General features: G+C 65.6%; 5 protein-coding genes. All 5 read right to left on the bottom strand.

What is annotated here, in order from left to right; all coding sequences use genetic code 11:
- Positions 1 to 290 precede the first annotated feature (290 nt).
- Positions 291 to 1,220: an alpha/beta fold hydrolase gene (locus U9980_RS18890; protein WP_322769133.1), complete on the bottom strand. Its 930-nt coding sequence runs from the start codon at positions 1,218 to 1,220 to the stop codon at positions 291 to 293.
- A gap of 80 nt (positions 1,221 to 1,300) precedes the next feature.
- The gene (locus tag U9980_RS18885) at positions 1,301 to 1,834 is read right to left on the bottom strand and encodes a YiiD C-terminal domain-containing protein (protein ID WP_322769132.1); all 534 of its coding nucleotides are present in this window, start codon (positions 1,832 to 1,834) and stop codon (positions 1,301 to 1,303) included.
- A 152-nt stretch (positions 1,835 to 1,986) separates the two neighbouring features.
- Positions 1,987 to 3,156 (bottom strand): acyl-CoA dehydrogenase family protein, encoded by a 1,170-nt coding sequence (locus tag U9980_RS18880; protein WP_416210321.1) that lies wholly within the window; start codon positions 3,154 to 3,156, stop codon positions 1,987 to 1,989.
- Between the two features lie 79 nt (positions 3,157 to 3,235).
- A complete protein-coding gene (locus tag U9980_RS18875; protein ID WP_322769130.1) occupies positions 3,236 to 4,471 on the bottom strand; it encodes an NAD(P)/FAD-dependent oxidoreductase in 1,236 nt (411 codons plus the stop codon).
- A gap of 193 nt (positions 4,472 to 4,664) precedes the next feature.
- A partial coding sequence (locus U9980_RS18870; protein WP_322769129.1) for a long-chain fatty acid--CoA ligase occupies positions 4,665 to 6,472 on the bottom strand: 1,808 nt, incomplete at its 5' end.

The following is a 6,472-nucleotide window of genomic DNA, read 5'->3' as shown; positions in this document are numbered from 1 at the left end:
ATCGAGGGAGACGATTGGCAGTGTCAACGCGGCGGAAATTTCATCTTTCTACCCCGCATTTACCGGTCCATTGTCACGGTGTTCACCGGCGCGTTCCAGCAAATGTGTCTGCGCATGAGCGGCCGCCGCTGCCTTCGTGGAAACCGGTAACCTATTCCGTGACACCCACCGATCCCATTGAACAGGTGCCGACACAATGTACACGACCGGTGGATGTACACGACCACCGATGGATGTACCGGCTCGGCAGACACGGCCCGACGGTTCCGTTGCACCCGCAGCGGTGAGGTCTACCGAGACGGCGCAGGCAGCTGCCCGTCGATGATCCAGGATGCCGCCGCGGACCCGATGATCCCACTATCCTTGATCCATTCGAAGTGGTCGAGGTGCGCGACACCAGCGGAGTCGTCCAGGTGCCAAGGGGTGATCTTTGCGGACCGCATCCTGCCGCAGAGGAAGTCGACATTGGACCGCGGCCCGAGCCGGTCACCGTCCAGGGAGATCGCCAGGACGGGAATGGCCAGCTCACTCAACAGCTGATCGTAGTCCCGCTTCGTACCCCGCGGCTGGTATCGGCTCGTCCGGGAGTGCCGCGCCCAGTCGATCATCACACCGCCCGCCATCGCGCCGCCGATCAGCATGCCGCCGGGCCAGTATCCGCGCAACCTGGCGATCAGACCGATCATCTGGATCTTCCACAGGGCTTCCCAGCGCTTGGGACCGAAGGCCTTCCAGTAGACGGATCCGGCACCGATGATGCAGACCCCGGCCACATCCTCAGGCGCTGATGCCGCGTAGAGCACGGAGAGCTGACCGCCGAGACTGTGTCCGAACAGATACAGCGGAGCCTGGGGAAAGCGCGAACGAACAGCCTTGATGACGGTGGGAAAATCAACCTCGAGGATCTCTCGATAGCCGAATGCCGACTTCTTGTCGAGTCCGGGTGTGCTTTCCCCCTGGGCCCGCAGATCGCACATCGCCACCGACAGACCCGACGCGTGCAAAGTCTTGGCCAGCGGTAGGTAGAACTTCGCCTTGAGCGCCATCGCCGGCAGAATCAGCGCCACCGGGACGGTTGGATCATCCTGTGGAAGCACCCTGATCACGAATGTGACGTTGTCGTCGGTGGTCACCGGAATCGCTTCGAGCGCGGCGAACTCCGATGGGCGCCTGGTGGCGTTGCCGTCCGGCGTGTCACGACCGGTCGAGCTCACTGACATGGGGACTCCCGTCACAGCGTGTGGACTACTGGCGCCTTCCGCGGGCCGACAATGCGTGCGGAAATACGGTCGGATGCCCGTCAGCCAGCCAGGATCTTGCAGGCGAACTCAAAATGGAACCGGGCAACGAGCCCGTCGGCGTCGTCGTAGAGGCGTGCCCTGGCATCCAGATCGAACTGCTCTGGGGCATCGCTGGCCAGTACGCGGCGCACTTCTCGCTCATCCACGGTGGCGATCGCACGGATTCGACCGGCGGCCGGCTTGCGGAAGGTCGACCGGGCATCCCGGACCACCATGTACTCGACCCGGGCCAGCCGGGGCGCCACGGCGCCGGCTGCCGCGGCGGCGCTGGCGATGTCAGCGGCCAGGAAGAGCGCACCCGCATGAACGGTGCCCAGGTGATTGGTGAGGTTCTCACCTTCGGGGATCTCGACGACCGCCCGGTCGGGACCCACCTCGGTGATGGTGACTCCGACGAAGCGGCCGAAGGGAACGAGCGAGTTGGCGATCTCGCGGATGCGCTCGTAGTCGACGATCCCGTTCGTCGCCCCGGCAAAAATCGCGTATCCGGTCTCAGCGCGCGAAACCTGCGTATCATTCGTCACACTCATCATCCCAACATCCTTGATGGACCAGGCCGTGAACGGATTTCAAACTGATCACCAGATGATGCGGAAAAGACGGTGGAGCCACGACGTACCGGCGCTGATGCGGATTTCGTACCAGCCGATTCACCGTGGATGTTCGATAGGAATGTGACGGCCGGTCACCGATAGGCCCGGAGCACCCGGCGGGCGATGGACCATCGAAGCACCTCGGACGGACCCTCGTAGATTCGGAAGGCGCGCGCTTCGACGAGGAACCGGGCGACCAGTTCGTCCTCGCACACACCCAGCCCGCCGTAGAGCTGGACCGCACGGTCGAGCACCCGCCACACGGCCTCCGACACGAAGGTCTTGGTGATCGAGGCCGCGTGGCGCGCCGCACCGCTGACCGAGCCCTGTTCGTCGATAACGGTGGCGGTCGAGTAGATGAGCGCTCGGGCGGCCACGATATCGATCTCATTGTCGGCAACGTGCGCCTGGGCCATTCCGTGGTCGGCGACGGGTATCCCGAATGCCGTGCGGTTCACGATCCGCTCGGCCGACATCGCGTGCGCCCGGGTGGCCAACCCCAGCCAGTTCATGCAGAAGGTGAGGCGGGAGGGGGCCAGCCGCACCTGGGCATACTCAAGACCGCGTCCAACCTCCCCGAGCACAGCGTCATCGGGAACAAAACAGTCACTGAAAGTGACTTCACAGTGGCCGCCCGGGGCGCTGTGATCGAGTGTCGGCATCCGGCGGCCCACCTTGAGCCCCGGGTTGTCCTGATCAACCAGGAACATCGTCGTGCCACCAGGGGTCGCAGCGATGCAGATGGTGAACGCCGCTCCGTCGGCACCGGTGGTGAAGTGCTTCGCGCCATTGATCTTCCAGCCACCGGCGACCTTCTCCGCGACCGTCGCCAGCATCGCGGGATCCGATCCCGCACCTGGTGACGGTTCGGCCATCGCGATGGACGAACGGACCTCACCGCGCGCCAACGGCGCCAGGTACCGTTCCGCCTGCGGTGCGGTGGCGAGGTGGGCAAGAAGGTGGATGTTGCCGTCGTCCGGAGCGGAGGCGCCCACCGCAATCGGACCGATCAGGCTCGTACCAGCGGCTTCCAGCACCCTGGCCTGGGCGCGGGTGTCGAGGCCGAGGCCACCGTAGGCCACCGGCGACAGCGGGCCGAAGACCCCCGCCGCCCGGGCGGCCGTCTGCAGCTCCACCCGGAGCACATCGTCCATGTGACGCCCGGCAACCACGATCTCCCGCTCGACCGGGAAGACGTGCTCGCGGACGAAGATCCGGGTGCGTTGCGCGATATCCGGCGGGCTGGCGCTCGCGGCAGGCACGGGGTTCACGGGGCACACTCCACAATCATTGTCGGGAACCGACCGGACCGGCGGCGTGCCAACACCGCGGGCCCGCCGGTCAGGCGGCCTTGAGCAGACGCTCGTCGCGCGGCGTGCCAACCTCTTCGTAGAGCTTCTCCAGGTTCTCCGGCGCGAAGAACTCCTCGCCGTGGATCCCCCCGGCCATCAGACCGAAGAACTTCTTGGTGTACTCCGGGCTCTGGCTCGTGGCACGCAGGACCGCCTCGAAGAACGGCGGCAGGGTGAGCTCGGAAAGGACGCAGGTGAACTCGAAGGTTCCCTTGCTCCGCTCATCGCGGATCCTCGCGTAGTCCGCCACGGCGTCGTCCACCGGTCGCTCCTGGGACAGCCCCTGGTGCAGGTGGTCCGCGAGGAGCTCGGCGTACAGGAACGCGTCGGTGATTCCCCAGCCGGTGAACGGGTCTTTGTGGTAACCGGCGTCTCCGACCAGCGCCCAGCCCGGCCCGTTGGATCGGCGGTAGTAGTTGTCCGGGTACCGCATGACCCGGAAGTTCTCCGCCCGCTTTCCGTTCGTCCGCAGGTCCTCACCGAGATCGGGTACCACCTCGTCGTACACGGCGTGGAAGCTGTTCTCCACGTCGGCGCGGAACTCACTGAAGTGCTCCCGCCGGCGCAACAGCGACACCAGATGCAGACCGTCGTTGGTCGGCCACGCGCCTATCTGCTGCTGGTTGAAGCTGGTCCGGTGCTGGAAGGACCAGTCAAGATTGCCGAAATACGAGTAGTAGACGAAGCAGGTAGCCGGTACGACACGGTAGAAGTCGGCGCTGACCTGGTCTGCGACCGTCGAGTTCCGGCCGTCCGCGCCGACCACGAACGAGCCGCGAAATTCCTTCTCCGATTCGTCGCCGAACTGGCCACGGATACCGACGGCGCGACCGTCTTCAAAGATCACATTCTGGACGGTGAATCCCTCGACGACCTCCGCCCCGGCCGCGCGGGCCGCGTCGACCAGGATCTTGTCCAGCACCGTGCGACGAGGAGAATAGACCTCGGTGATGCCCTCGATCGGGTCGGCGAAACCCTCGACATGGATGCCGGTATAGGACAGGGTCAGGTGCTTCATCGCCGGGACGCCCGTCGCCGCGACACTGTCGAGCAGACCCCAGTCCCGGAGTCGTGCAAGGCCGGTCTGCTGAATATAGTGCGTCGATATGGTGTCACTCGGGAAGGTTGATCTGTCAACGACGAGGACCCGATGACCGCGTCTGGCCAGGAGCATCGCCAACGATGAACCGGCGCAGCGCGCACCAACAACGATAACGTCGTACATAAAATGTGCTCCTGTCGTCAACTCGGACGAGCTCCGGGGTGCCACGGCACCCCGGCACGAATACGTATCAATTTTCCACAACCGCCGGAAGTGCGGTCAACAACTGTGTCCATACGCCATCGACCGATTGGTCGACACAATGGATCCGTGCATCGGTAACGGTCGGGAAACGTCAGCGAGAACGGCGGTGCGGTCACCCGTACAGCGCGGCGATGTCCGCGGCGAAATCGCTCTCGATCACCGTCCGACGCAGTTTCATGGAAGGCGTCAGATGCCCCCGGTCCAGGGTGAAGTCGGTCGCGAGCACCCGGAAGGCCCGGATCGACTCGGCCCGGGAGACGAGGCTGTTCGCATCGTCGATCGCGATCTGAATCTCCGCGACCAGATCGGGATCATGGCGCCAGGAGTCGTCGGCCGGTGCCGTTTCCCGGCCCGCCAGCCAGGTCTGGAGGGCCGCGCCGTCAACGGTGACCAGCGCGCTGACGAACGGGCGTGCATCACCGATCACCATGCAGTTGCTCACCAGTGGATGCAGGCGCACGCGATCTTCCAGCGGTGTCGGCGAAACGTTCTTGCCACCGCTGGTGACCAGGATCTCCTTGCGACGGCCGGTGATGTAGAGGAAGCCGTCCTCGTCAAGCCGACCAAGATCACCGGTGTGCAGCCAGGGGCCGTCGCCAGCCTGGACCGCATCACCCTCGGTTGGCTGCGCGGCTGGCTCACGGGCCGGCGGCCAGTACCCGGGCCAGTATCCCGGCGAGACGTTGCGGCCGCGGACGAGCAGCTCCTCGTCGTCGGCGATCGCCACCGTGGTGCCCGGAATCGGGCGTCCGACGCTGCCCATCCGGTTGGTGGCCGCGACGTTCACCGTCACCGCCGTGGCCGATTCGGTCAGCCCATAGCAGTTGAGGATCTCCACCCCCAGGCCGCCGTAGAACGCCGCGGTCGTGTCGTCGAGCGACGCGCCACCGGAGATCACATATTCGAAACGACCGCCGAAGGACTCCCGCACCCGGCTGTAGATCTTCTCGTCGAACGCGGCGTGGGCGTCCCGCAGCTGTGCATCCACTTGGCCCGCGAGCCCGCGTGCCCTGGCGAGCCCGAATTCGATCGCGATCCGCTCCGCCGCCGCGTCGACCACCCCGACACCGCCTGCCGCCGGTTCACGGACCCGCTTGCGGATCTTTTCCAGCGCGTACGGGACGAGCGCGAGGAACGTGGGCCGGAACGTCGGGAACTCGGCGATCAGCTCCGGCACGCCCGGCAGAAGTCCCGTCCGGGTGCCGGCGTACAGGCAGGCGATGAGGATGGTCCGACCGAAGACGTGCGAGAGCGGCAGGCCCAGCAGGGTCGTCGCCTGCTCTCCCCGCACACTGCGGAACAATTGCCCGGTGTGCTCGACCGTGTTGGCCGAGGACGCGTACATGTTGCGATGGGTGAGCATGCATCCCTTGGGTACCCCGGTGGTACCACTGGTGTACACAATCGTCGCAAGGTCGTCGGCACGCACCCTGCCACGACGATCGTCGTACTCGGCGTCTAGCGGGTCAAAGGGCGCGCGACGATCGTCAGATCGCGCGCCCGGAGACCGCAGTCCCCGGAGTGCTGACGGCCCGTCCTGATCGCCGTCGTGCCAGGCCTCGACCGTCTCCAGCAGCCAGACATCGGCCCGCAGGCCACTACCGCCGATCTGACGGAGCTGGGCCTGCTGGGCCTCGGTCTCGACAAAACACCAGCTTGCTCCGGAATCGGTGAGTACATGCCGCATCTGCAGTTCCGAAGCCGTCGGGTAGATCGGAACCGTGACCGCACCAATACTGAGAACCGCGAAATCGACGACCGCCCACTCATAGCTGGTTCGGCCCAGCACGGCCACGCGGTCGCCGTGCGCGACGCCGTGGGACAACAGCACCTTGGCAACGGCCTGGACGTACCCGGCGAACTGCCGGCAGGTGAAATCCTGCCAACCGGCAGCGGTCTTCCGACTGAGCACGCAGCGGT

The organism is Protofrankia sp. Cr1 (assembly GCF_963555865.1).
Taxonomy (GTDB): domain Bacteria; phylum Actinomycetota; class Actinomycetes; order Frankiales; family Frankiaceae; genus Protofrankia.
The sequence above is the reverse complement of the archived record's forward strand: the minus strand, read 5'-3'. Positions and strand labels throughout refer to the sequence as shown.